Annotated in this window: 18 protein-coding genes and 1 tRNA gene; 1 reads left to right on the top strand and 18 read right to left on the bottom strand. The window is 52.0% G+C overall.

Features of this window, described 5'->3' with window-relative positions; genetic code table 11:
* Positions 1–237 precede the first annotated feature (237 nt).
* From ACESZP_RS05780 to ACESZP_RS05720, 13 genes are all read right to left on the bottom strand, one after another.
* Complete coding sequence (locus ACESZP_RS05780; protein ID WP_499708310.1) at positions 238–939, bottom strand: thiamine diphosphokinase; 702 nt, start codon at positions 937–939, stop codon at positions 238–240.
* Complete coding sequence (gene rpe, locus ACESZP_RS05775; RefSeq protein ID WP_178039965.1) at positions 936–1,592, bottom strand: ribulose-phosphate 3-epimerase; 657 nt, start codon at positions 1,590–1,592, stop codon at positions 936–938. Before rpe ends, ACESZP_RS05780 begins: the two co-directional genes overlap by 4 nt.
* 5 nt (positions 1,593–1,597) lie before the next feature.
* Positions 1,598–2,476: a ribosome small subunit-dependent GTPase A gene (rsgA, locus tag ACESZP_RS05770; protein ID WP_178039898.1), complete on the bottom strand. Its 879-nt coding sequence runs from the start codon at positions 2,474–2,476 to the stop codon at positions 1,598–1,600.
* Positions 2,477–2,493: 17 nt separating this feature from the next.
* Positions 2,494–4,920 (bottom strand): Stk1 family PASTA domain-containing Ser/Thr kinase, encoded by a 2,427-nt coding sequence (pknB, locus tag ACESZP_RS05765; protein ID WP_499708309.1) that lies wholly within the window; start codon positions 4,918–4,920, stop codon positions 2,494–2,496.
* A 26-nt stretch (positions 4,921–4,946) separates the two neighbouring features.
* Complete coding sequence (locus ACESZP_RS05760) at positions 4,947–5,672, bottom strand: Stp1/IreP family PP2C-type Ser/Thr phosphatase (protein ID WP_178039896.1); 726 nt, start codon at positions 5,670–5,672, stop codon at positions 4,947–4,949.
* A complete protein-coding gene (gene rlmN, locus ACESZP_RS05755; protein WP_499708308.1) occupies positions 5,629–6,729 on the bottom strand; it encodes a dual-specificity RNA methyltransferase RlmN in 1,101 nt (366 codons plus the stop codon). Before rlmN ends, ACESZP_RS05760 begins: the two co-directional genes overlap by 44 nt.
* A gap of 2 nt (positions 6,730–6,731) precedes the next feature.
* Entirely contained in the window at positions 6,732–8,090 is a 1,359-nt protein-coding gene (gene rsmB / locus ACESZP_RS05750) for a 16S rRNA (cytosine(967)-C(5))-methyltransferase RsmB (protein WP_499708306.1), read from the bottom strand.
* Positions 8,083–8,796, bottom strand: a complete 714-nt coding sequence (locus ACESZP_RS05745) for a zinc metallopeptidase (protein WP_178039893.1) — start codon at positions 8,794–8,796, stop codon at positions 8,083–8,085. Before ACESZP_RS05745 ends, rsmB begins: the two co-directional genes overlap by 8 nt.
* Positions 8,797–8,866: 70 nt before the next feature.
* Positions 8,867–9,799, bottom strand: a complete 933-nt coding sequence (fmt, locus tag ACESZP_RS05740; protein WP_499708305.1) for a methionyl-tRNA formyltransferase — start codon at positions 9,797–9,799, stop codon at positions 8,867–8,869.
* Between the two features lie 6 nt (positions 9,800–9,805).
* The gene (gene def / locus ACESZP_RS05735; RefSeq protein WP_178039891.1) at positions 9,806–10,285 is read right to left on the bottom strand and encodes a peptide deformylase; all 480 of its coding nucleotides are present in this window, start codon (positions 10,283–10,285) and stop codon (positions 9,806–9,808) included.
* Between the two features lie 91 nt (positions 10,286–10,376).
* Positions 10,377–12,611 carry a replication restart helicase PriA gene (gene priA / locus ACESZP_RS05730; protein WP_499708304.1) on the bottom strand — a complete coding sequence of 745 codons (2,235 nt, stop codon included), beginning with the start codon at positions 12,609–12,611 and terminating at the stop codon, positions 10,377–10,379.
* Positions 12,608–14,077, bottom strand: coding sequence for a UDP-N-acetylmuramoyl-L-alanyl-D-glutamate--2,6-diaminopimelate ligase (locus ACESZP_RS05725; protein WP_178039889.1), 1,470 nt, complete (start codon positions 14,075–14,077; stop codon positions 12,608–12,610). Before ACESZP_RS05725 ends, priA begins: the two co-directional genes overlap by 4 nt.
* Positions 14,078–14,240: 163 nt before the next feature.
* Entirely contained in the window at positions 14,241–15,119 is an 879-nt protein-coding gene (locus ACESZP_RS05720) for an aldose epimerase family protein (RefSeq protein ID WP_178039888.1), read from the bottom strand.
* A gap of 439 nt (positions 15,120–15,558) precedes the next feature.
* Between ACESZP_RS05720 and ACESZP_RS05715 the strand changes: the two genes are divergently transcribed.
* Positions 15,559–15,629 (top strand) — tRNA-Gly (locus tag ACESZP_RS05715).
* An 83-nt stretch (positions 15,630–15,712) separates the two neighbouring features.
* Here the strand turns inward: ACESZP_RS05715 and ACESZP_RS05710 are convergent.
* The 5 genes from ACESZP_RS05710 to ACESZP_RS05690 form a co-directional block, all read right to left on the bottom strand.
* Complete coding sequence (locus tag ACESZP_RS05710; protein ID WP_499708303.1) at positions 15,713–15,847, bottom strand: hypothetical protein; 135 nt, start codon at positions 15,845–15,847, stop codon at positions 15,713–15,715.
* 119 nt (positions 15,848–15,966) lie between these two features.
* Complete coding sequence (locus ACESZP_RS05705) at positions 15,967–17,727, bottom strand: diguanylate cyclase domain-containing protein (protein WP_499708302.1); 1,761 nt, start codon at positions 17,725–17,727, stop codon at positions 15,967–15,969.
* A 208-nt stretch (positions 17,728–17,935) separates the two neighbouring features.
* Positions 17,936–19,300, bottom strand: a complete 1,365-nt coding sequence (radA, locus tag ACESZP_RS05700) for a DNA repair protein RadA (RefSeq protein ID WP_499708301.1) — start codon at positions 19,298–19,300, stop codon at positions 17,936–17,938.
* Between the two features lie 21 nt (positions 19,301–19,321).
* A complete protein-coding gene (locus ACESZP_RS05695) occupies positions 19,322–19,735 on the bottom strand; it encodes an endosialidase (RefSeq protein WP_178038418.1) in 414 nt (137 codons plus the stop codon).
* 159 nt (positions 19,736–19,894) lie between these two features.
* Positions 19,895–22,342 carry an AAA family ATPase gene (locus tag ACESZP_RS05690; RefSeq protein WP_178038419.1) on the bottom strand — a complete coding sequence of 816 codons (2,448 nt, stop codon included), beginning with the start codon at positions 22,340–22,342 and terminating at the stop codon, positions 19,895–19,897.
* Positions 22,343–22,381 lie beyond the last annotated feature (39 nt).

The raw sequence follows: 22,381 nt of genomic DNA, 5'->3' as shown, positions 1-22,381 counted from the left end.
GAATACGAATTCAAAGTCTAGCTCAAAGCGCTTTTGCTTTGATGGACGTATTATGACAGCAAGTCTTTCCTTTGTCAATCCCTGCCGAAACATTTCGTCTGCAGGCTAGTCTACCCGTTTTTTTGGTAATTATGCACAAACATATTCCGCAGTTTTTCGACAATTTTACAACATTCCCATGGTGTTTCCATGAATTTCCATTTTAAAATGCGCCCGGGATGCAGACAACCCAGCATTTCACTTTGTATTTCTGTTGCTTTTTTCAGATATTTCGGATCGTTTCGGAAGGTCCCGGGACTCGATTAACACAAAAATTCCGGATTTTACGCGGATTTCCGCAATATCTTCGATAATTTCATTGCTGACGCCAAGTCCTGCGCTTCCGGTACTGGTGAAGGTGTGACCGGTCAGATTAAACTTAAAACCGGTCAGATCCACGCCGGTGACCTCGGTAGTCAGAGGAAGCAGGGACACATACTTACCGTACTGCTCCGATTTCTTCAGTCTCGTCTCCCCATCAATCAGCTGAATTCGGTTATATTCATCCAGAATGACACAGGACACGCCCTTTTTCTTTGCCAGCATCAGGCTCTGAATATTGCCCAGCACATGATCCATACGGGTACCCGTGCCGCCAAGGAGCGTGATTTCACTGCTTCCCAGTTCCAGGGCCAGCTCTATGGCGATCTGACTGTCTGTGGAATCCTTCACCGGATTGAAGCGGCGGATGGGAATATCGGTCTGTGTCTGGTAATATTCCACCAGCTCCGGCGCCGCCGTGTCAAAGTCGCCCACAATCCATGTGGGCTTTATCTGATTGTCATAGCAGAAGCGCAGTCCATTATCCACTGCGATAAACTGCTCAAAGGTTTCATTTTCCAAAAAAGACAGGGCAAAATCGCGCTCGATTCTGCCCCCGCTGATAATTACTGTTCTCATGCTTCACCCAATATCTTCATAAAGTCTGCCACATTCTTCTGCACGTCGCCGCCATATACCGCGGATCCTGCCACGATGATGTTCGCGCCTGCGTCCAGAACAGTCTTCACATTGTTCAGCTTGATGCCGCCGTCTACCTCGATGTCGATCTCGAGGCCGCGGGCCTCCATCATTTTCCGCAGCTCCTGAATCTTTCTGGTGCTGCTCTCGATGTACTTCTGACCGCCGAAGCCCGGGTTGATGGTCATCAGAAGCACCATATCCAGATCCTCCAGCACATAATCCAGTACGTTCAGCGGCGTGGTCGGATTCAGGGCCACGCAGGCCTTCATGCCGTTTTCCTTGATAGCCGCGATGGTCCGGTTCAGATGGGGGCAGACCTCCGCGTGAACGGTCAGAATATCCGCTCCGGCCTCCGCGAAAGCCTTGATATACTGATCCGGATTGTCTATCATCAGATGGACGTCGAATACCATCACAGATTTCCTGCGGATGGACTCGATGACCGGGATACCCAGGGAATAATTCGGGACAAAATGTCCGTCCATCACGTCGATATGCAGGTACTCCGCGCCTGCCTCCTCTACCTTCCGTACATCCTCGCCAAGTGCCGCGAAATCGGCGGACAGGATGGACGGAGCCAGCTTGTTCATCATAACTAATACCTCCTCTTATCCTTTAACTCCTCATATAGAAGCTTATAATTATCGTATCGGATAGGACTTATCTTTTTCTCCTCCAAAGCCTCTTTGACGCCACAGCCCGGCTCATGGATATGGGCACAGCCCTGAAAGCGGCAGAAGGGCTCGTATTCCGCGATTTCCGGAAAATAGATTCCCAGCTCCTCCTTCTCCATCTCCGGCAGGTAAATGGAGCTGAAGCCCGGCGTATCGCAGATAAAGGTGTTCTCATCCAGGGCAAAAAGCTCCGAATGACGGGTGGTATGCTTTCCGCGCTCGATTTTCCGGCTGATGTCACCGGTCTCCATCTCTGCCTCCGGGGAAAGCAGATTGATGAGGGATGATTTTCCTACGCCGGATGGTCCGGCCACGGTGGTGGTCTTTCCCTTCAGTAAATCACGTACCGCCTGTATGCCCTCCTCCTTCGCCGCGCTGGTGAATATCACCTGATAGCCTGCGCTCTCGTAGGTGTTCTTAAGGAGCTGTAATTCTTCCGCGTCTACCATATCCTGCTTATTAAAGCAGACCACAGCCGGAACCTTCTGATACTGCATCAGGATCAGAAAACGATCCAGCAGATTAAAATTGGGCTTTGGCTTTGCCGCCGCAAAGATGACCAGCGCCTGGTCGATATTGGCTACCGCCGGGCGGATCAGCTCATTTTTTCGGGGCAGTATTTCCTCAATGTTACCCTTTTTCTGTTCTTCATCCAGCACTTCCAGCCGGACATTGTCGCCCACCAGGGGCTTCACCTTCTGATTGCGGAAGGCTCCCTTTGCTTTACATTCATAGATACCGGATTCCGCTACGTGAACGTAGTAGAATCCGGCAATCCCTTTTACTATCTTTCCCTGCATGTGTGATCTGCTTTCACTTACTGCTGTGTTGTCGTATCGCCGCCCTCAGATGGGGTCGTCGGCTGCTCCGGCGTCGGAGCGGCATAAGCTCCGTATACGGTAATGCTGATGGCGGTTCCCTTTGATACAGAGGAACCCTTGGAGCTCCAGTCGTAGATACGTCCTGAATCTCCTTCACTGGGCGCTGCCGTACCCGTGGTCGTTCCGCCAAGAGTCAGGCCTACCGATGACAGTGCTGTCTGCGCCTGGGAAGCATTCATACCGGACAGATCCGGAACGCTTACGCTCTCTGTACCCTTGCTGACCCAAATCTTAATGGTACTGCCTGCAGTCACTGTAGTTCCGTTACCCGGCTCGGTACGTGTTACCTGTCCGCTGGCCATAGAGCTGCTGTATTCATAATCCACAACTACTTTAAGTCCCTTGCCCTGAGCCTTGCTTGTAGCCTCAGACTCGCTCATGCCACTGTAATTGCCGATATAGACGTCCTTATTTTCCTTACCCTTACTGATGACATAGCTTACCTTGCTGTCCTTATCCACCTTGGTGCCTGCCTTCGGGCTCTGGGAAATGATATTGCCCTCGTCTACGGTATCACTGAACTCCTGGGAAGCCTGGCCGGAAGCCAGTCCTGCCGCCTTCAGAAGCTCCTTGGCCTTGGCCTCAGTCTTGCCGGTGATGGCCGGAACCTCTATCTTCTGATCCTCTTCCTTGCCCTTGCTGACTACAACGCTTACCACGCCGCTCTTGTCAATCTTCTTGCCTGCCACCGGAGAAGTGGAGATAACCTTTCCTGCCGCCACATCCTCGCTGGCTACCTCGGTAATATCCACCGTCAGTCCCAGCGCCTTCAGCGCGCTCTCGGCCTTTGCCTGGCTGTATCCCTTCACATCGGGTACTTCTACCTTTTCCCCGTCGCCGCATACGTCTACAATAATTGTGGTATTCGGATCCACCTTCGTACCAGCTTCCTCGCTCTGGCTGATGATCTGGCCCGCGTCATACTGATCGGAAGACTTGGTCTCGCCAAGCTTGATACCCAGATCCAGCTTGTTCAGCTCATCCTTTGCCTTGGAATAGCTTAACCCTAAGAGACTCGGAACCTCTACTTCCTCATTCAGAACGTCCGCAATCTCCGTATCATCTGTGTTCTTATTACCGGATCCCTTGCCGAAGCCCAGCACCTTGCCGATGATGACCGCCAGGATAATTACGATAATGATCGCGGCCACAATACCGCCGATGGTCATGATCTTCTCCATCTTCGGATCCAGGATGCCGTCGTTGTCTTCGTCATCCTCATCCTCGTCGTCTGCTTCTTTTTCCTTCTTATCTTTTTTCAAAAAGCCGAAGATTCCGCCTTTACCGCGTTTTCCGTCATCCTCATCGTACTCGTCATCCTCGTAATCTTCGTCTTCGTAGTCCTCGTCATCCTCATAATCTTCGTCGTCATAGTCCTCATCCTTTTCCGCGTTCAGGCGATCCAGATAAGCGTACTTGGACTCCGCGTCGTCGGCAGCCGCCGGAATCCGACCGGTCTCCCGCTTAATTTTCGAAATCTCATCCCGGGTGATGGCTACGGTCTTGGCTCCATCCGGCACGATCTCTTTGACAAAATTCAGATCCGGCGTAAGCAGGGACTGCTTCAGATCCGCGATGAGCTCCGCCGCATTGGCATAACGGCGATCCGGGCTCTTCTCCGTACATTTCAGGATAATATGTTCCAGACTCACCGGCACATCGGAAGCGTAGACTCTGGGGGATACGATATCCTCCTGCAGGTGCTTCACCGCTACCACCACCGTGGTCTCCCCGTCGAATGGCACCCGTCCGGTCACCATCTCGTACATGACGATACCCAGAGAGTAAATGTCGCTCTTGGCGTCGCTGTAACCGCCTCTGGCCTGCTCCGGGGACGTATAGTGTACAGATCCCATGGCGTCCGCCGTATTCGTATTGGAAGAGATGGATTTGGCGATACCGAAATCAGTCACCTTCACCTTGCCCTCCCGGGAAATGATGATATTCTGAGGCTTGATATCCCGATGTACAATCTGATTGTTATGGGCAATCTCCAGACCTGACGCCACCTGAATGGCAATACTGGTGGCCTCCTTCACCGTCAGACGTCCTTTCTTCTCGATATAAGTCTTCAGGGTGATGCCCTCTACCAGCTCCATGACGATGTAGAAGATATTCTGCTCGTCTCCCACGTCGTAGACATTCACGATATTCGGATGGGCCAGCGCCGCCGCGGCCTGGGCCTCCTCTTTAAATTTGCGGACAAAATTTTTATCCTCCACAAACTCATCCTTCAGTACCTTTACCGCCACAAAACGGTTCAGCTTATGATCCTTTCCTTTAAAGACCTCTGCCATTCCGCCGGATCCGATTTTCTCCAGAATCTCGTAGCGGTCTCCTAAAAACATTCCAATTCTTACCATAATTTCACCTCATCATCCTATCCGCGTTATACACGCTCTATTAATACGACAGCAATGTTATCTCTTCCGCCGTTCTGGTTGGCTGCTCTTATAAGCTCCTTCGCACAGGATTCCAGATCCGTGCGCAGCTCCACGATCTCTTTGATCTGCCGGTCGCTGACCATGTTTGTCAAACCGTCCGAGCACATCAGAAGGCATTCGCCCTTTTGAAGATCTGTGTCGAAATAATCCGGCTCCACCGTGTCCGACACGCCCATTGCTTTCGTAATAATATTTTTGTCGGGATGATTTCGTGCCTGTTCCTTTGAAATCTCTCCCATGCGGACCATTTCTTCTACCAGGGAATGATCCTCTGTGATCTGTTCGATCTTATCGCCGATTTTATACAGGCGGCTGTCGCCCACATTTACCACGTAGACCGCGTCGTTCTTCACTGTCGCCGCCACCAGCGTGGTTCCCATGCCCGTGTAGCTGTCCGACTCTCCCGCCTTCTCCAAAAGCTTTTGGTTCGCATATTGGAACGCGCCCTTCAGAATCTGATAGGGAATGGTCTGCATACTCTTGGACACCGCTTCCTGTACCTTCGCCACCGTATATTCAGAGGCCAGATCGCCAGCTTTGTGGCCGCCCATGCCGTCCGCTACCAGAAACAGGTTCGGAAGGTTTCCGATGGGCTCTTCCGATACGAAAATATAGTCCTGATTGATCTCACGGCATTTCCCGATGTCCTTCATGCCCCAGGCTTTCAGCATCTGATCCCTCCTCTCCGGGTTCTCCGCTTTTCAGATAACGTCTGCGCAGCTGTCCGCAGGCGCCATCGATATCGCGGCCCATTTCTCTTCTAATAGTAACATTTATCCCGTATTTTTCAAGTTCCTTTTTGAAATTACCGATGACCTCTTTTTTCGGCTGCACAAAGCTCCGCTCTGTCACCGGATTTACAGGAATCAGGTTTATATGACTGTGAATGGGTTTCGCCAGAGCCGCAAGACGCCTCGCGTCCTCCGGGTGATCGTTCACGCCGCCTACCAGGCTGTACTCGAAGGTCATCCGACGCCCGGTTTTCTGATGATAATACGTACAGGCATCCAACACCTCCGACAGCGGATACTTATTGGCAATGGGCATCAGTTCCGCACGCTTTTCCTGTGTCACTGCATGAAGCGACAGTGCCAGGGTAATCGCCAGATTCTCATCCGCCAGCTGCCGGATCCGCGGCACGATACCACAGGTGGAGACTGTCAGATTCCGCTGGCTGATGTTCAGTCCGTTTTCATCCGTCAAAAGCCGGATAAAACGAAGCAGGTTATCGTAATTATCCAGCGGTTCGCCGGTTCCCATGACCACCACATTGGAGACACGCTCGCCGCTGTCCTTCTGGATCCGGTAAATCTGATCCAGCATTTCCGAGGGCTTTAAGGAGCGCACCACACCGCCGATGGTGGATGCGCAGAAGCGACAGCCCATGCGGCAGCCTACCTGGGAGGAGATACAGACGGAATTGCCGTGATGATAGCGCATCAGGACACTCTCGATCACATTGCCGTCAGCGAGGCGAAACAGGTATTTGCATGTTCCGTCCAGCCGGGATCGCTGTACCTCTACAATCTCCAGATTGGTGTATTCATATTCGTTTTTCAGAAGCTCCCGTAAGCTTTTGGAGAGGTTGCTCATCTCGTCAAAGCCGGAAGCAAGCTTTCCATGCATCCAGTTATAGATCTGACCCGCCCGGAAAGCTTTTTCCCCGTGTGCCTGAAGCTCACCCTTCAGCTCCTCCAGAGTCAGGGATTTGATATCTCTCTGTTCCATACTTATTTTCCAATTTTCTTTCTGAATTTCGCAATGAAAAAGCCATCGCATCGATGGACTCCCGGAAGCAGCTGTAAGTATCCCTGCTTCGTGGTTTCGCTCCGAAGCTCCTCCGGCAGGCAGTCGTCCAGGGATACCGCCTCGTATGGAAAATGGGACAGAAACCAGCGGACATTTTCCTCGTTTTCGCCCCGGTTGATGGTACAGGTGCTGTATACAAGGGTTCCGCCGGGCTTCACGTAAGCCTCTGCGGTGCTTAAGATCTTCCGCTGAAGCTCCTGTAATTCCTGCTGCTGTTCCTTACTCATGCGGTACTTGAGGTCTGTCTTTTTTGACAGAACGCCCAAACCCGAGCAGGGCAGATCCGCCAGCAGTACATCTGCTTTTTCCTTTGAGGCCTCATCATATACACAGGCGTCCTTCACGGACACTGTTACATTTGTCACGCCTAACCGTTCCGCGTTATCCCGAATCATTTCCGCCTTGTAGTCCGTCAGGTCTCTTGCGTCCACGCCGCCCGTCTCTCCAGCCTTTTCCGCCAGATACAGGCTCTTGCCGCCGGGGGCCGCGCATACGTCGATGCAGTGATCTCCCGCTTTTACGCCCGCGATTTCTACTGCCAGCATGGAGCTTACGTCCTGGACCTGGAACAGTCCCTCACGGAATTCATCGAGGCCGCCCAGATAATCGAAGCCGTCCATCTGCAGCGCACCGTCGATGTAGGGCGCTGGCTGGACATGAATATTCCGCGCTTCAAGCCGTTTTTTTAATTCTGCCGGGCTGATTCGGTTCTTATTTACCCGAATGGTCAGCGGCTCTTTTTCATAAAAGGCTGCCAGCATAGTTTCCGTCTGCTCCCGCCCGTAGCTTGTCAGCCACTCCTTTACCATCCATTCCGGCATGGAATAACGCACAGACAGGTAACGCACCGGTTCTTTTTCCGGCGGCAGCTTTACCGTTGAAAGATTTCGGGCAATGTTCCGTAAAACGCCGTTTACAAAGCCCTTCAGCTGTCGGAAGCCCTTTTTCTGGGCCAGCTTCACCGCTTCGTTGCACACGGCGGAATCCGGCACACTGTCCATATATTTAAGCTGATAGACCGACATCCGAAGAAGCTCCCGGATGACCGGTTTTTGTTTCCTTACTTTTACACTGGAAAACTGATCAATGATGTAATCCAGCTCAATCCGCCGCTCGAGAGTTCCCTCCACCAGGCGGGTTAAAAAGGCGCGCTCCTGCTTTTCCAGATACTGGTATTTATCCAGTACATTCCGAAGCGCAATGTGGCTGTACTCCTCGCCTGCAGATACCTCCAGCAGAATCCCCAGAGCCAGCTCACGGATATCCGTTCCTTTAGTCACGATTTCTTCTTCCTCCAAAGAGTATCAGGAGACGTAACAGAGACAGGATAGAAGCCGCTGCAGCCGCCACGTAGGTCATGGCCGCCGCGCTTAAGACCTTCCTGGTATCCCGAATCTCATCTCCGTATAAGATTCCTGTATTTCCCAGAATCTGGATCGCCCGATGGGACGCGTCGAACTCCACCGGCAGGGTCACCAGCTGGAACAGTACGCCCAGGGAGAACAGCAGAATTCCCAGATTAACGAGAAATGAACTGCTTCCGAAAATCAGTCCGATGATGATAATCGGCCAGGCCGCCTGGGTTCCGAAATTTGCCACCGGCACCAACGCATTGCGGAAGCGAAGGGGAAAATAATCCTTATCGTCCTGCACCGCATGGCCGCACTCGTGGGCTGCTACGCCGAGAGCCGCTACGGAAGTGGAATTATACACCACATCCGACAGACGTAATACCCGGTTCTTCGGATCGTAATGATCGGTCAGTTCGCCGCTGACATGCTCGATACGCACATCGTAGATGCCATTGGCCCGCAGAATCTGGTCTGCCACCTGCGCTCCGGTCAGGCCGGACATACTGCGTACCCGGCTGTATTTGGAATAGGTGGTTTTCACCTTGGCCGAAGCCCACAGGGAAATCACCACGCCAATCAGTACTAAAATATAAGTGGGATCAAAATAATAACCATAGCCATATCCATAAGGCATACTGTAACACTCCTTTCACTCATCTGCCCTTGCCGGGGCAGACCGGAATCCCAATGAGGGGTTTCTTTACCTAACCAAGCCTTGTGCCCGGCTCCAGGTGATAACCCCGCAAGAAGGCTCCCGTATCCATCCGTTTCTTACCCTGAAGCTGAAGCTCTGTAATCTCCAGCGCTCCCTCGCCGCAGGCCACACAGACAGTATCCTTCGTCACTCTTATGATCTCCCCACAGGTGGCATTTTCATCCGCTCTCTCACAGACCCGCGCAGACCAGATTTTCAGGGTCTTGTCGCCCAGCTTTGTATAGGCGCTGGGCCACGGGTTCAGGCCCCGGATCAGCCGTTCCAGCTTCTCCGCGCTCTCATTCCAATTCAAATTACCCATGTCCTTGGTCAGCATCCGCGCGTATTCCGTCGGGCTTTCCCCCTGTTTCTCCGGCTTTAATTCACCCTTTGGCAGCTTCTCCAGCGCTTCCGCGCAGAGATTCGCGCCAAGTGTACTCAAACGGTCAAAAAGGCTGCCGCCCGTCTCGTCCGCCGCAAGCTCCAGACTTCCTTTCAGAAGCATATCGCCGGTATCCAGTCCCTCGTCCATCTGCATGATGGTCACGCCGCTCTCCTTCTCGCCGTCGATAACCGCCCACTGAATCGGGGCCGCGCCCCGGTATTTGGGAAGCAGGGAAGCATGGACGTTGATACAGCCGTACTGCTTCATCTCCAAAATGGCCTTCGGGATAATCTGACCAAAGGCGATGACTACGATCACATCAGCCTCCGTCTCACGAAGCTTCCCGATCACTTCCGGATCCCGCACCTTCTTCGGCTGATAGACCGGCAGACCGTGCTTCAGGGCCGCCTCCTTCACCGGCGTGGGCTGCAGCTCATGACCGCGTCCCTTTGGTTTATCCGGCTGAGATACCACCAGGGTAATCTCATGTCCCGCCGCAATCAGCGCTTCCAGTGTCCCCACAGAAAAATCCGGGGTTCCCATAAAAATGATTTTCATACGTATTTACTCCTCGTCATCATCGCCGGTCTCTACATCGTAGAGATCGCCTTCCACCAGATCCACATACAGCTTACCGTCCAGGTGATCCAGCTCATGACAGATGGCACGTGCCAGCAGTCCTTCGGCCTCCACCTCATAGCGCTCCATATTCTCATTGTAGGCTTCCGCTTTTACATAATTCGGGCGACGTACCATACCGGCCTTACCCGGCACGCTTAAGCACCCCTCGCTGCCCTCCTGCTCGCCCGCAGTCTCCAGGATACGCGGATTGATCATGGTATAGGGCGTTCCGTCCGTGTCGATCACCACGATTCTCTTTAAGATACCAACCTGCGGAGCAGCCAGGCCCACGCCCATAGCTTCGTACATGGTATCGTACATGTCATCGATGAGCTCCTGAATCTTCGGAGTCATCTCTTTGACCTCGCGGCAGTTTTTGCGGAGAATGTCGTCTCCCAGCTCTCTGATATTTCTGATTGCCATTTTTTGTTTCCTTCCTTTCTCTCCCGTTACCGTTCACTTCGTTCACAGTAACACGCTTCGCGGTACAGTAACTGTGAACAGTGGTTTCCCCTTAAAAAGGATTCACGGGATCCATATCAAACTGTATATTGAAGGTGGAAAGCTGCTTCTCCTTCGGAAGCACTGCTTCCAGCCATCCCTTCCATTCTGTCAAATAATTCATTTCCGTGCATTTCAGATACAGCACCTTGCGATAGACGTCCTTCAGCTTAGACAGACCTGCGTCTGAAGGGCCGATAAGAGCGATTTCCTGCCGGGTATGGGACATAGCCAGTGCCTTCAGCCGCACCGCGCCCCGGTTCAGGGCTTCCTCGTCCTCCGACATGAGGTAAAGCGCCATCAGATGGGCCGCCGGGGGATAGTTCATCATCCGCCGGAATGCCATTTCCTTTTCAAAAAACGCTTTGTAATCCTGATCTGCCGCCGTCTCAATGCTGTAGTGATCGGGACTGTAGGTCTGAATTACTGCCGTTCCGGGCGTAGTGCCTCTGCCTGCCCGTCCCGCCGCCTGCACCAGCAGCTGAAAGGTGCGCTCCGCCGCCCGGTAGTCGCCTGCGTACAGCGACAGATCCGCCGCCAGCGCACCCACCAGGGTTACTCCCGGAAAATCGTGTCCCTTTACAATCATCTGGGTACCCACCAGAATATCGGCCTGCTTCTTTGAAAATGCTTCCAGAATCCGCTCATAGCCGCCTTTCTGTCTCGTGGTATCGAAATCCATCCGCAGAATCCGCGCTCCCGGAAATGTCTTCGCGGCAGCCTCCGCCACCTGCTGGGTGCCTGCCCGGAAAGCCCCGATGTAGGCCGATCCGCAGGAAGGACATTTCTTCGGCTGGACTGTCTGATATCCGCAGTAATGACAAACCATCCTGCCCCCATGGTGCAGGGATAAAGACACATCGCAATGTGGACATTTTATCACATGTCCGCAGGCTCTGCAAGAAACAAAGCCCGCATAGCCCCGCCGGTTCAGGAAAAGCATGATCTGCTCGCCCTTTCGCAGCCGGTCTTCCATAAGCTCCTTTAACCGGGCGCTGAAGATGGAGCGGTTTCCCATGCGAAGCTCTTCCCGGAGATCCACCACCTCGGTCTCTGGCATGGCACGGTTTTCCACCCGGAACGGCAATTCATAAAGCCGGTAAAGGCCCTCTTTTGTACGTTCATAGGAATCTACCGACGGGGTCGCCGAGCCCAGCACCACAAAGGCTCCGCACATGCGGGCACGCTCGATGGCCGCCTCCCTGGCGTGGTATCGGGGGGCATTTTCACTCTTGTAGCTGCCCTCATGCTCCTCGTCGATGACGATGACGCCCAGCCTGGGAAATGGTGTAAACAGGGCGGAACGGGGACCTATCATGACTTTCACCTCGCCCCGTCTGGCCCGCTCGAACTGGTCGTAACGCTCCCCGGCGGACAGCTTCGAATGGATAATCGACACCTGGTCGCCGAAGCGCCGGTAAAACCGCAGCACCGTCTGAAAGGTCAGCGCAATCTCGGGAATCAGCACGACGGCCTCTTTTCCCTGCTCCAGCACCGCCGCAATCAGCTCCATATAGACCTCGGTTTTTCCGCTGCCGGTAACGCCGTGAATCAGAGAAGGCCGCAGGTCGCCTGCTGCCGCGCGCGCCGCCACATCCTCCACGATGGCCTGCTGGGCCGGGTAGAGGGTGAAGGGATGTGCCTGTACCTCAGATGGTCGAACCGGGTTACGGAAAATGGTATCGGATTCGATGCGGATGAGGCCAAGCTCCATCAGCTTCCGTGCGGTGGCGGCGGTCAGACCAAGCTCCTTCTGGGCTGCCGCGTAGTCCATGTCCTGCCCGGTTTGCTCCAGCAAGGCTTTTATGATCCGGACCCGGGCGGTCTGGTGCTTTCGCTCCATCTCCGCAAGCGCCGCCTCCGCCTCTTCTCTCGTCACCGCTAGCCGCACTTTTCTGGAAATTTTTTCCTGCACGCTTTTTTTCACCGGAAGCACTGTTTTTAATGCCTGATTCATGGTGGAGCCGTAAGTGCGGCGCATCCAGGCCGCCAGAGCGATGAGCTGGCCCTCCAGCCGGATGCCCTTTTCCGCCAGTCCCAGGATGGGCTTCAATTTCTTCTCATCCCATTCACAGGTATCCGTCAGCTCCAGCACGTAACCGGTCAGGGTCCGCCCCCCGTTTCCGAAGGGGATCCGGACCTGCATACCTTCCTTCAGGATACCCTGCAGTTCTTCGGGAACCCGGTACTGGAAGGTCCGGTCCAGCTTTTCCAGGGAAATATCTACAATGATATTGGCAAATTTCACTTTCTACCTAACTCCTCCAGAACCTCCGCGATAAGCACCCGCTCATCCATGGGATGCTTGACTCCGCAGATTTCCTGATAGTCCTCGTGGCCCTTCCCGGCCAGGACGATGACGTCGCCGGGCCGGCCGTTCTCAATCACGTAGCGGATGGCTTCTTTCCGGTCAATGATTTCCACATATTTTCCACTGGTCTTGGCAATACCGGTCTTGATATCGTCGATGATGGCCTGGGGTTCCTCGAAACGGGGATTATCGGAGGTGATGACGGTCAGATCCGCCAGATTGCCGGACACCTCTCCCATCTCATAGCGGCGCAGCTTGGAGCGGTTGCCGCCGCAGCCGAACAGGCAGACCAGACGCTTCGGATTGTATTCCTTCAAGGTGGTCAACAGACTTTCCAGGCTCATGGCATTGTGGGCATAGTCGATCATCAGGGTAAAGTCGTCGGAGACCTTCACCTTCTCGATACGTCCCTTGGTCTGTACCACTTCGAGAGCTGCCAGCATATCCTCCTTCGGAATGTCAAAATGACGGCAGACTGCGATAGCTACCAGGGAATTGTATACACTGAAGCGGCCCGGCATATCGATTTCCACATCGAAATTCAGAAGACCTGATACGTGATAGTCTACGCCCAAAAAGCCCGGACGATTCACCAGCTTCAAATCGGATGCCCGAAGATCCGCCTTTTCGGAAAAGCCATAGGTTTCCACCTTGCAGGTGTGACCCTTCAGGATATCGCTGCAGTGCTCGTCATCCGCATTTACGATACCGATATCGCACTGGCGGAACAGGCGGCTCTTGCACTCCATGTATTCCTCAAAGCTGGCATGCTCATTTTCCCCGATGTGGTCGGGAGCCAGATTCGTAAAGATGCCGATGTCGAACCGGATGCCTGCGGTGCGGTGAAGCTTCAGGCCCTGAGAGGAGACTTCCATAACCGCAACCTTGCAGCCTGCCGCCACCATCTGAGCGAAATATTCCTGCACCTCGTAGGATTCCGGCGTGGTGTTGTGGGCCGGGATGTGCTTGTCGCCGATGATGACCTCGATGGTTCCGATGAGGCCGGTGCTTATCCCAGCGTGCTCCAGTATGGAACGGATCATGAAGGTGGTGGTAGTCTTGCCCTTGGTGCCGGTGATACCGATGACCTTCAGCTTCTTCGCGGGATATCCGAAGTAGGCCGCGGAAATCAGGGCCAGGGCGTACCGGGTGTCCTCCACCAGAACTACGGCTGTGCCTGCCGGTACGTCCACCGGATGTTCAGCCACGATAACCACCGCGCCGTTTTTTGCCGCTTCGCCTGCCACATCATGACTATCGAAGGTGGCGCCCTTGATGCAGACGAACATGCACTCCTTCTTTACTTTTCTGGTATTGTATACAAGCTCGCTGACGTTGACGTCGATGCTGCCGCTCAGGACTTCGTATTTCAGATCTTTCAGTAATTCGCGTGCTGCTCTCATATGCTGCCTCCTTATACTAAAACCATTCAAAATCATTTATGCCAATGATTTTGTTTCCTTTTCCTTTTCTATTCAAACCATTTAAAATTATTTGTGCCAATGATTTTATTTTTAACTTCTATATTTTATGGTTCTGATAATAATCTCAATTCTAATAGATGCGTTATTTTTCAACCACGATCTCGTACGCGGTCCGGAAGCTCTTACCCGCCTCCAGGCTCTGCTCGCCATACTTATCCTTCAGCTCGCCGGTAAAGCCCTTGTTATCGCAGCGGCCCAGCCAGGGCTCCAGGCAGATAAACGGGGCGTTTTTCTGTACCGGGGACCAGATGCCTACGTGCTGCGCGTCCGGGCAGATGAGGGTGACGCGCTTGGTGCCGTCCGCCTCCTGAAGGCTTACCTTCTTTACCTGGCCCTCATCGAAAACCATGGTGTCGGCGTCGAAGGTATGCTCGCCAACTGTGTATACATGATCTGTCAGCGCCAGCGTCGCCGGATGCTCCGCATCCGCGGTTCCGGTGGGCAGATCAATACCGGTGCAGGATAATTTGTCCATACCCTCAAATATCAGACGACAGCCCATGACGGAATCCACGTTGAAGGCCGGATGGCCGCCGATGGAATAGTACAGGGTCTTGGTATCGGTGTTTTTCACGGTCCACTCTACGCTGATATGATTCTCTGTAAGTCTGTGGGTTACCAGAAGCTCGAAGTCAAACGGGTAATTTTTCTTCGTATCCCCGGTGGATACCAGGCGGTGTGTTACAGCCGTGGCGCTTCGCTCCACGCATTCGAATTCGCTGTCCCGGGCAAAACCGTGGGCGCTCATGGTATATTCATTTCCTTCATAATGATAGACTCCGCCGTTCAGCTTGCCCACGAAGGGGAAGAGAATCGGCGCGTGCCGTCCCCAATACTCCGGGTCCGCGTTCCACAGAACCTCCCTCTCCTTCTTCTTATCATACACGCGGGAAAGCTCAGCCCCCGCGTCATTCACTTCTACTACAAGATATGCATTCTCCAATGTCCGCATTTCTGCCATCTCGATACCTCCTGCCCGGCCATGCCGCCGGTTCTTCTTCTTTACCCGCCGCCTCTCTTTGCGGCAGAGTACACTTTTACATCTGGCGACATTATATCATATCCTGCCTTCCATTTCCAATCCTTACGGTTGATTTTCGTTTCTGTTAAGATTTTCATAAGGAAATCCGTCCTTTTTTTATCATTCTTTTAGAATCTGGACATACTTTGAACACATTTCCTGCTTATAATAAACGTCAGATAGTTGATTAAGACATCACTATCTCCCCCCTCATAAGAAAAGAAAAGCCGCCCGGCATCCGGGCGGTTTTTCTTAGTTTTCGGGAGAATACTATTTGCATTTCGGGTATGAAAGTGGTAGTATAGACATATCATAAAGAAATGGCTTGATTTAATTAAAAACAACAGGTGAAAGCCTTTCTGCTTAACGCCTGTTTTCCGCAGATATAGTTCATCGGTAGAACACCAGCTTCCCAAGCTGGGGAGGCGGGTTCGATTCCCGTTATCTGCTCTCAACAGCAAAATTCAGGAAAGGAGAACGCCTTTCCAGCTCCATAAAGAATCCCCGGGAATTTTCTCTTCCCGGGGAAATTTCTACTCTATTGGCATTTTCAGCAGTTCTTGATAGTCCACGTTAAAGACTTTCGCAAAGTAGGACAGCTCTATATCGGTTATGAAGCGTTTTCGGGCTTCTATCCTCTGGATGGCTGCGCCTGCTATGTTATTCATATCATTCACCTTGTTCTTGTACATAACCCACCCCATTGACACTTATGTCAAAAAAGAATGTTACAAAAAATAGAAACATTATATGAAAATAGATCATACACTCTGTTTTTTGCAATATTTTATCTTGCAAATTTATCATTGTAACGAATATGCATATCTTCCCAATCCATGAACAATACGTAAAATACTTTCCCGTATTGCGGGCTCTCTACAATTCTTCCATGATCAAGAACAGAAAAATAAGTTCCGTCAGCTTTTCGAAGATGAAAGTGAATATAGTCATTTTCATTGCCGCTGTCAATCTGTTCCCAGATACTTGATTCTATCTGTTGCTGTTCATCTTCACGAATCAAGTTGCGAAAACTTTTCTCGGTAAGTCTGAACAGTTCATCTATATCTTTATATCCGGACATATGAAGAAATTCATCATTTGCAAAAATTAGTTCATCATCTTCTTTGTCAGCTCTGTATATGATGAATGCACCTGGAAGATGTTCAGAGATATCCTTGAATGCGAATCCAAGTTGTTTGCGGGCACCTGACCGAAGACCTTCCCTGTAGACCATACATCCATTTTTACCATGAAGCTTTATCTCATAAAGAGCTGCATCTGCGCAGCGCATGAGCTGTGAACAATTGGATGCAAAAGTTGGATATTCTGCATATCCCAGAGAAATATAAAATGCATGTTCCTTACCATGGTATGAGAATGATTTAGGAAGTTTGGTGAATTGCTGCAGCTGTACTTCTGCTTCTTTAACGGTACAATTTGGTAAAAGAATGCAGAATTCATCACCACCATTTCTTCCTAGTAATGCATCGGATGGGAAAAAAGCCTTCATGCTGTCTGCAAGATTTTTTAATGCCCTGTCTCCGTAATTATGTCCATAGATATCATTAATAAGCTTGAAATTATCGATATCAAAGAGCGCGGCCACAAAATGTGCTTTTGGATTTTTTTGAATCATTTTTTCTGCAAATTCATCAAATCCATAGCGGTTATAAATTTTTGTAAGAGAATCTGTGCGTGCCAGTATCTGAAACTTTTTCTTATGTTCACTTGCTACTAACCATACTCTGGTAAGAACTGACAGGAGAAGGCTTATTGTAAGAAACATTCCGATGATGATTATCAGTAGTGTGGCATTTCTCCATCCACTTTTAGGAGTTATTTCAAATTTCCAGTTTTCATCTCCTATTGTAAATGTATAAGAAACAGGATGATTTATTTGCCCATCTGATTGATAAATCACTTTATAAGTATCACTCCATGGAGCGTCTGTTTTTGAAATTTTGCATTCGTATCCAAAATCTGAAAGTGCACTGATTGAATCTGAAAAAATATCCGGAACACGCAGGATAACAATAGTAAATCCCCAGAAATACTCATGTCCGTTTTTATCTTTCAGGTATATGGGATTGCGGACTGCAATTCCATATTCTCCCTGTTTTAATTTGAAGGGGCCCTGCGTAATGATTGTATGGTTGTCTCTTGCGTAACAGGAAATTTTTCCGCGGTCTTTATCATGGATCAAATCAATCTTACCTGCCTCATTTCCATTAGCCGGATAAATATCTGTAACAACACCATTAGGAGCGAGCTGTACACTTTCAATAGAATCAGACATAAGATTTCCAGCAATTGTTTCAAACTGATGGATTTCGCCATTTTCACTTATTAAGATTTGCTTCAAGGTATCTGTGATCTCAATTCCATTTGTAATTTCATTCTTTATTCGTTCGCCATAGTTGGCTACGTTTAATTGTGCTGTTATGTGTCTCTGCTCTTTTTCGTGGGTGTCTGTTTTGTATACAATCAAACTAACAAGGCATATGCCCAGTAAAAAAGTGATAAGAGGCACAAGTGTTTTCTTTTTCACTTGGTTCACCTCATTTTGTCCATGGAAATTTTTACAATAAAGTATTATATCACAGAAGTTGAAAAGCAGAATAGGTTTTTTTCTGCTATTTTTATTCTTCCGGTTTTTCGTTCCTCTGTCTCCCAGTAAAGGGAATCCTCCCAATTTCATTTTCGCTCTTAGAATGCTATTGGAAATGAAATCTCTGAGAAACTGAAATCTTTTTTCCTTACGAAATCGCCTGCACCGCGTCCCCGACGCTGCGGACACCGATGAGCCGCACACCCTTCACTTCACCGATCTGCTCCCGGCAGACCTCCGGCAAAATGACGGTGGTGAAGCCCAGCTTCTTCGCCTCCTGGACCCGCTGGGCGGCCTGGCTGACAGCGCGGACCTCGCCGCTTAGGCCCACCTCACCGAAGGCAAGGACTTTCTCATCAATGGCCCGGTCCCGGCTGCTGGATACGATAGCCAGCACCACGCCCAGATCGATGGCGGGCTCATTGATGCGGATGCCGCCTGCGATATTCACATAGACGTCGCTGCCGGAGAGATGGAGATTCAGCCGCTTCTCCAGCACCGCCAGCAACAGACTCACCCGGTTGTAATCCATACCGGCGGCGGTACGCCGCGGCATGGCCAGCTGACTTCGGGCCACCAGGGCCTGAATCTCCAGCAGGATGGGCCGCGTGCCCTCCATGGAGCAGGCCACAATAGAACCAGACGCCTCCTCGGGGCGACCATTCAGCATAAACTGAGAAGGGTTCTCAACTTCCGTCAGGCCCGTCTCCCGCATTTCAAAGACGCCGATCTCATTGGTCGATCCGAAACGGTTCTTCACAGCCCGCAGGATTCGATAGGATGCATGCCGGTCGCCCTCGAAGTACAGCACCGTATCCACCATATGCTCCAGCACACGGGGACCCGCCACCGTACCTTCCTTGGTCACATGGCCCACGATGAAAATGGAAATGCCCAGGCCCTTGGCCAGCTGCATCAGCACTGACGTGGACTCCCGTACCTGGGACACACTGCCCGGGGCAGAGCTCACGTCCTCATTATACATGGTCTGAATGGAGTCAATGATGACCACCTCCGGCTTGCTGCTTCGGATAGTATCGCCGATCAGCTCCAGATTCGTCTCGCAGAACAGCCGGAGCTTATCGGAAAACTGCCCGATGCGTTCTGCCCGAAGCTTAATCTGCTTCAGCGACTCCTCACCGGATATATACAGCACCTCATGCCCGTCATCCGCCAGCTTCTGGCACACCTGTAAGAGCAGGGTGGACTTTCCGATGCCGGGATCGCCGCCCACCAGAACCAGAGAACCAGGCACGATACCGCCGCCCAGCACCCGATCAAGCTCCTGCATCCGGGTGGTTACCCTTTCCTCATCCTTCGTCTCAATCGAAGAAAGGCAGACCGGACCACCGGCTGCCCTTCTCTCATGTGCCTTCGCGGCACTTTTCTTTTCTACCGTTTCTTCTACAAAGGTATTCCATTCCCGACAGCCCGGACACTGCCCCATCCATTTGGGTGACTCATATCCGCAGCTCTGGCAGAAGAATACCGTAGAGGTCTTTCCCTTTGCCATGTTCACTCCTGAATCATGTTCTTATGCCTTCTTAATCTCTACTGTGACAGCAGCCTTGCCGCCCAGCTCTACGCTTAAGACCAGCTTGCCGCCCAGACCTGTGGTAATGGCTCCTGCGCTGACGCCGTCCACAACGGTCAGGTACTCGGTGTCATCCTCCATCCCCAGGGTAATCTGCGCGTCTTCCGGTCCTTCAACCTGAAATTCCACGCTGTCCGCAGTTACTTTAAAATGCTCTACAGCGGTTCCCGGTACGGATTCGTATACGAACAGGTCGTTGCGCTCCAGCTTGGTAATCTCACGGAAGGTTTTAACCTTATACAAATCTCCCTGATATTCAAAATCCTGCTTCTTTGTCTTGGAAGCCAGCTCGTAGTCTCCAAAGCTGATACTTCCGTCTGCCTCTGCACGGATCAATTCTTTTACTGCTGCCATCTCTTTTGTCCTCCTAGTGGATCTTATGTTTAATCTTATCTCCCGGTCGCCCGTTGCGGCGCCGTTTTTGATATACATGATTATATACGATTCCGCTTCGCATTTCCAGAGTAATTTTTATTCCCGTACACAAAGTGTACAGGAATATACCTCGCGGAATTATGATGTGTGTACAGTAAACGCAATCACACCTTTGCGCATGGTCACCACGACGTCATCGCCCTGCTTTACATGTCCGGACAGGATCTCGTCAGCCAACGGATCCTCCACCCTGGTCTGGATGGCCCGCTTTAAGGGACGCGCACCGTATTTTACATCGTAGGCTGTGTCCACGATATGGCCTTTGACACTGTCACGCACCTTCAGTGAGATACCCATCTGGTTCTTGCAGCGCTTAATCAGGTCTTTGAACAGAATCGACACGATTTCCTTCATCTGCTCCTTATTCAGGGCATGGAATACGATAATCTCATCAATACGGTTCAGGAATTCCGGCTTAAACATCCGGCGCACCTCTTCCATGACGCTGTTCTTCATCGCCTCATAATTTTGCTTTTCATCATCCTTCGCCGCAAAGCCCAGCCGCTTCGGGGAAATGATGGATCCGGCGCCCGCGTTGGAGGTCATGATGATAACCGTATTCTTAAAGTCCACAGTCCGTCCCTGGGAATCGGTAATCCGGCCATCGTCCAACACCTGCAGAAGGATATTGAACACATCCGGGTGTGCTTTCTCAATCTCATCGAACAAAATCACCGTGTAGGGATTCCTGCGTACCTTCTCGGACAGCTGGCCGCCGTCGTCGTGGCCCACATATCCGGGAGGCGCTCCGATGAGCTTGGAGACGCTGTGCTTCTCCATATATTCGGACATGTCCACTCGGATCATGGCCTCTTCCCGGCCAAATAATACTTCCGCCAGAGCCTTGGAAAGCTCCGTCTTGCCCACGCCGGTGGGACCCAGGAATAAAAAGGATCCAATGGGCCGGTTAGGATCCTGTAAGCCTACCCGGCCTCTCCGCACTGCCTTTGCTACCGCCGTAACTGCTTCCTCCTGCGCAATGACGCGCTTGTGTAATATTTTTTCCAGTTTCTGTAAACGCTGAGTTTCCGTCTCAGTAAGCCTGTTGACCGGAATCTTCGTCCAGTCCGCCACAATCTGGGCGATCTCATTTTCGCCGACGGTCAGGGCCTTGCGGCTGCGGACACGCTTCATCCTGGCATGCTCTTTTTTCAGCCTTTCTTCCAGGGTCAGACGTTCGGTTCGAAGCTCCGCTGCCCGGACAAAATCCTGCTCCCGGATAGCCTTCTCGATCTCCGCCAGCAGCTCGTCGCTCTCCCGCTCCAGCTCTGCCGTCGCCTCCATTGTCCGGGTATCCCCAAGCCGTACTCTGGCTGCTGCCTCATCCATCAGATCAATGGCCTTATCCGGCAGGAACCGATCGCTGATATAGCGCTTGGACAGCTTCGCTGCCGCCTCCAGGGCCGCGTCGGTAATGGTCACCTGATGATGCTTCTCATAGCTCTTCCGGATGCCCTTCAGAATCTCGATGGTTTCTTCCTCAGTGGGCTCCTCCACGGTAATGGGCTGGAACCTGCGCTCCAGGGCCGCGTCCTTCTCAATGTGCTTGCGGTACTCCTCTACGGTGGTTGCGCCGATGATCTGAAGCTCTCCCCGGGACAACGCCGGTTTCAGGATGTTGGCTGCGTCCATGGCTCCTTCCGCGCCGCCTGCGCCGATCAGCGTGTGCAGCTCGTCGATAAAGAGCAGGATATCCCCTGCGCCCCGCACCTCGTCCATGACATTTTTAATACGCTCCTCGAACTCACCCCGGTACTTGGTGCCTGCCACCATACCGGAGAGATCCAGGGTCAGAAGCCGCTTGCCCCGCACGGAATCCGGTACGGCTCCATCCACAATCCGCTGGGCCAGTCCTTCTACAATGGCGGTCTTGCCCACGCCCGGCTCACCGATGAGACAAGGGTTGTTCTTGGTTTTACGGCTTAAGGTCTGAATCAGACGGCTGATCTCCTGATCCCGTCCTACACAGGGCTCTAGCTTATGCTCGAAGGCCAGAAAGGTCAGATCCCTCGTATACTGATGCAGGGTCGGCGTTCCTCTTCCCTGCATCCTGGCGCTGCGGGCCGCTTCCTCCCGATATATCTGGCCGGTTCTTCCCATGGAATCCAGAAGGGCGGAGTACAGCTCCTTCACATTGACCTCCATGGTGTTCAGAAGACGGCTGGCCGCGCATTCCACGTCTTTGAGCATGGCAATCAGGATGTGCTCTGTTCCGGTCTTCTCCTCGTGGAACCGGGCTGCCTCCTGCTCCGCATCATAAAGCACCTTTTCCGCCCGTGGCGTAAAGCCGCTGCGCTCTCCCAGGGCCACGCCGCCCTCCGGGGAAATAAGCTCTCTTATCAGCTCCTGCACTGTGCTTTCCTCTACTTTTCGCTCTGCCAGAAGCTCTGCCGCCGCGCAGGAGTCTTCCCGGAGCAGCGCAATCAGGATATGCTCCGTTCCCACATAGCTCTGTCCGCACTCTGCGGACACCTTTTTCGCCTGCTTCAGCACATGGGCCGCTTTGTCCGTATAATTTTCAAACATATTTTATCACTTCCTTCTGTCTGCTATCGTAACTGCAAA

The organism is Candidatus Dorea massiliensis AP6, from assembly GCF_964245105.1.
GTDB lineage: Bacteria > Bacillota > Clostridia > Lachnospirales > Lachnospiraceae > Laedolimicola > Laedolimicola intestinihominis.
Note: the sequence above shows the minus strand (reverse complement) of the source record. Positions and strands in the feature narration are given on the sequence as shown.

Coding starts and splice junctions, on each gene's coding strand:
- ACESZP_RS05695 (WP_178038418.1), bottom strand. CDS start 19,735: ATGGCAGCAGTAAAAGAATTGATCCGTGCAGAGGCAGACGGAAGTATC.
- rpe (WP_178039965.1), bottom strand. CDS start 1,592: ATGAACAAGCTGGCTCCGTCCATCCTGTCCGCCGATTTCGCGGCACTT.
- ACESZP_RS05725 (WP_178039889.1), bottom strand. CDS start 14,077: ATGAGAGCAGCACGCGAATTACTGAAAGATCTGAAATACGAAGTCCTG.
- rlmN (WP_499708308.1), bottom strand. CDS start 6,729: ATGGAACAGAGAGATATCAAATCCCTGACTCTGGAGGAGCTGAAGGGT.
- def (WP_178039891.1), bottom strand. CDS start 10,285: ATGGCAATCAGAAATATCAGAGAGCTGGGAGACGACATTCTCCGCAAA.
- ACESZP_RS05690 (WP_178038419.1), bottom strand. CDS start 22,342: ATGTTTGAAAATTATACGGACAAAGCGGCCCATGTGCTGAAGCAGGCG.
- ACESZP_RS05710 (WP_499708303.1), bottom strand. CDS start 15,847: ATGAATAACATAGCAGGCGCAGCCATCCAGAGGATAGAAGCCCGAAAA.
- fmt (WP_499708305.1), bottom strand. CDS start 9,799: ATGAAAATCATTTTTATGGGAACCCCGGATTTTTCTGTGGGGACACTG.
- radA (WP_499708301.1), bottom strand. CDS start 19,300: ATGGCAAAGGGAAAGACCTCTACGGTATTCTTCTGCCAGAGCTGCGGA.
- ACESZP_RS05720 (WP_178039888.1), bottom strand. CDS start 15,119: ATGGCAGAAATGCGGACATTGGAGAATGCATATCTTGTAGTAGAAGTG.
- ACESZP_RS05745 (WP_178039893.1), bottom strand. CDS start 8,796: ATGCCTTATGGATATGGCTATGGTTATTATTTTGATCCCACTTATATT.
- rsgA (WP_178039898.1), bottom strand. CDS start 2,476: ATGCAGGGAAAGATAGTAAAAGGGATTGCCGGATTCTACTACGTTCAC.
- ACESZP_RS05780 (WP_499708310.1), bottom strand. CDS start 939: ATGAGAACAGTAATTATCAGCGGGGGCAGAATCGAGCGCGATTTTGCC.
- ACESZP_RS05760 (WP_178039896.1), bottom strand. CDS start 5,672: ATGCTGAAAGCCTGGGGCATGAAGGACATCGGGAAATGCCGTGAGATC.
- pknB (WP_499708309.1), bottom strand. CDS start 4,920: ATGGTAAGAATTGGAATGTTTTTAGGAGACCGCTACGAGATTCTGGAG.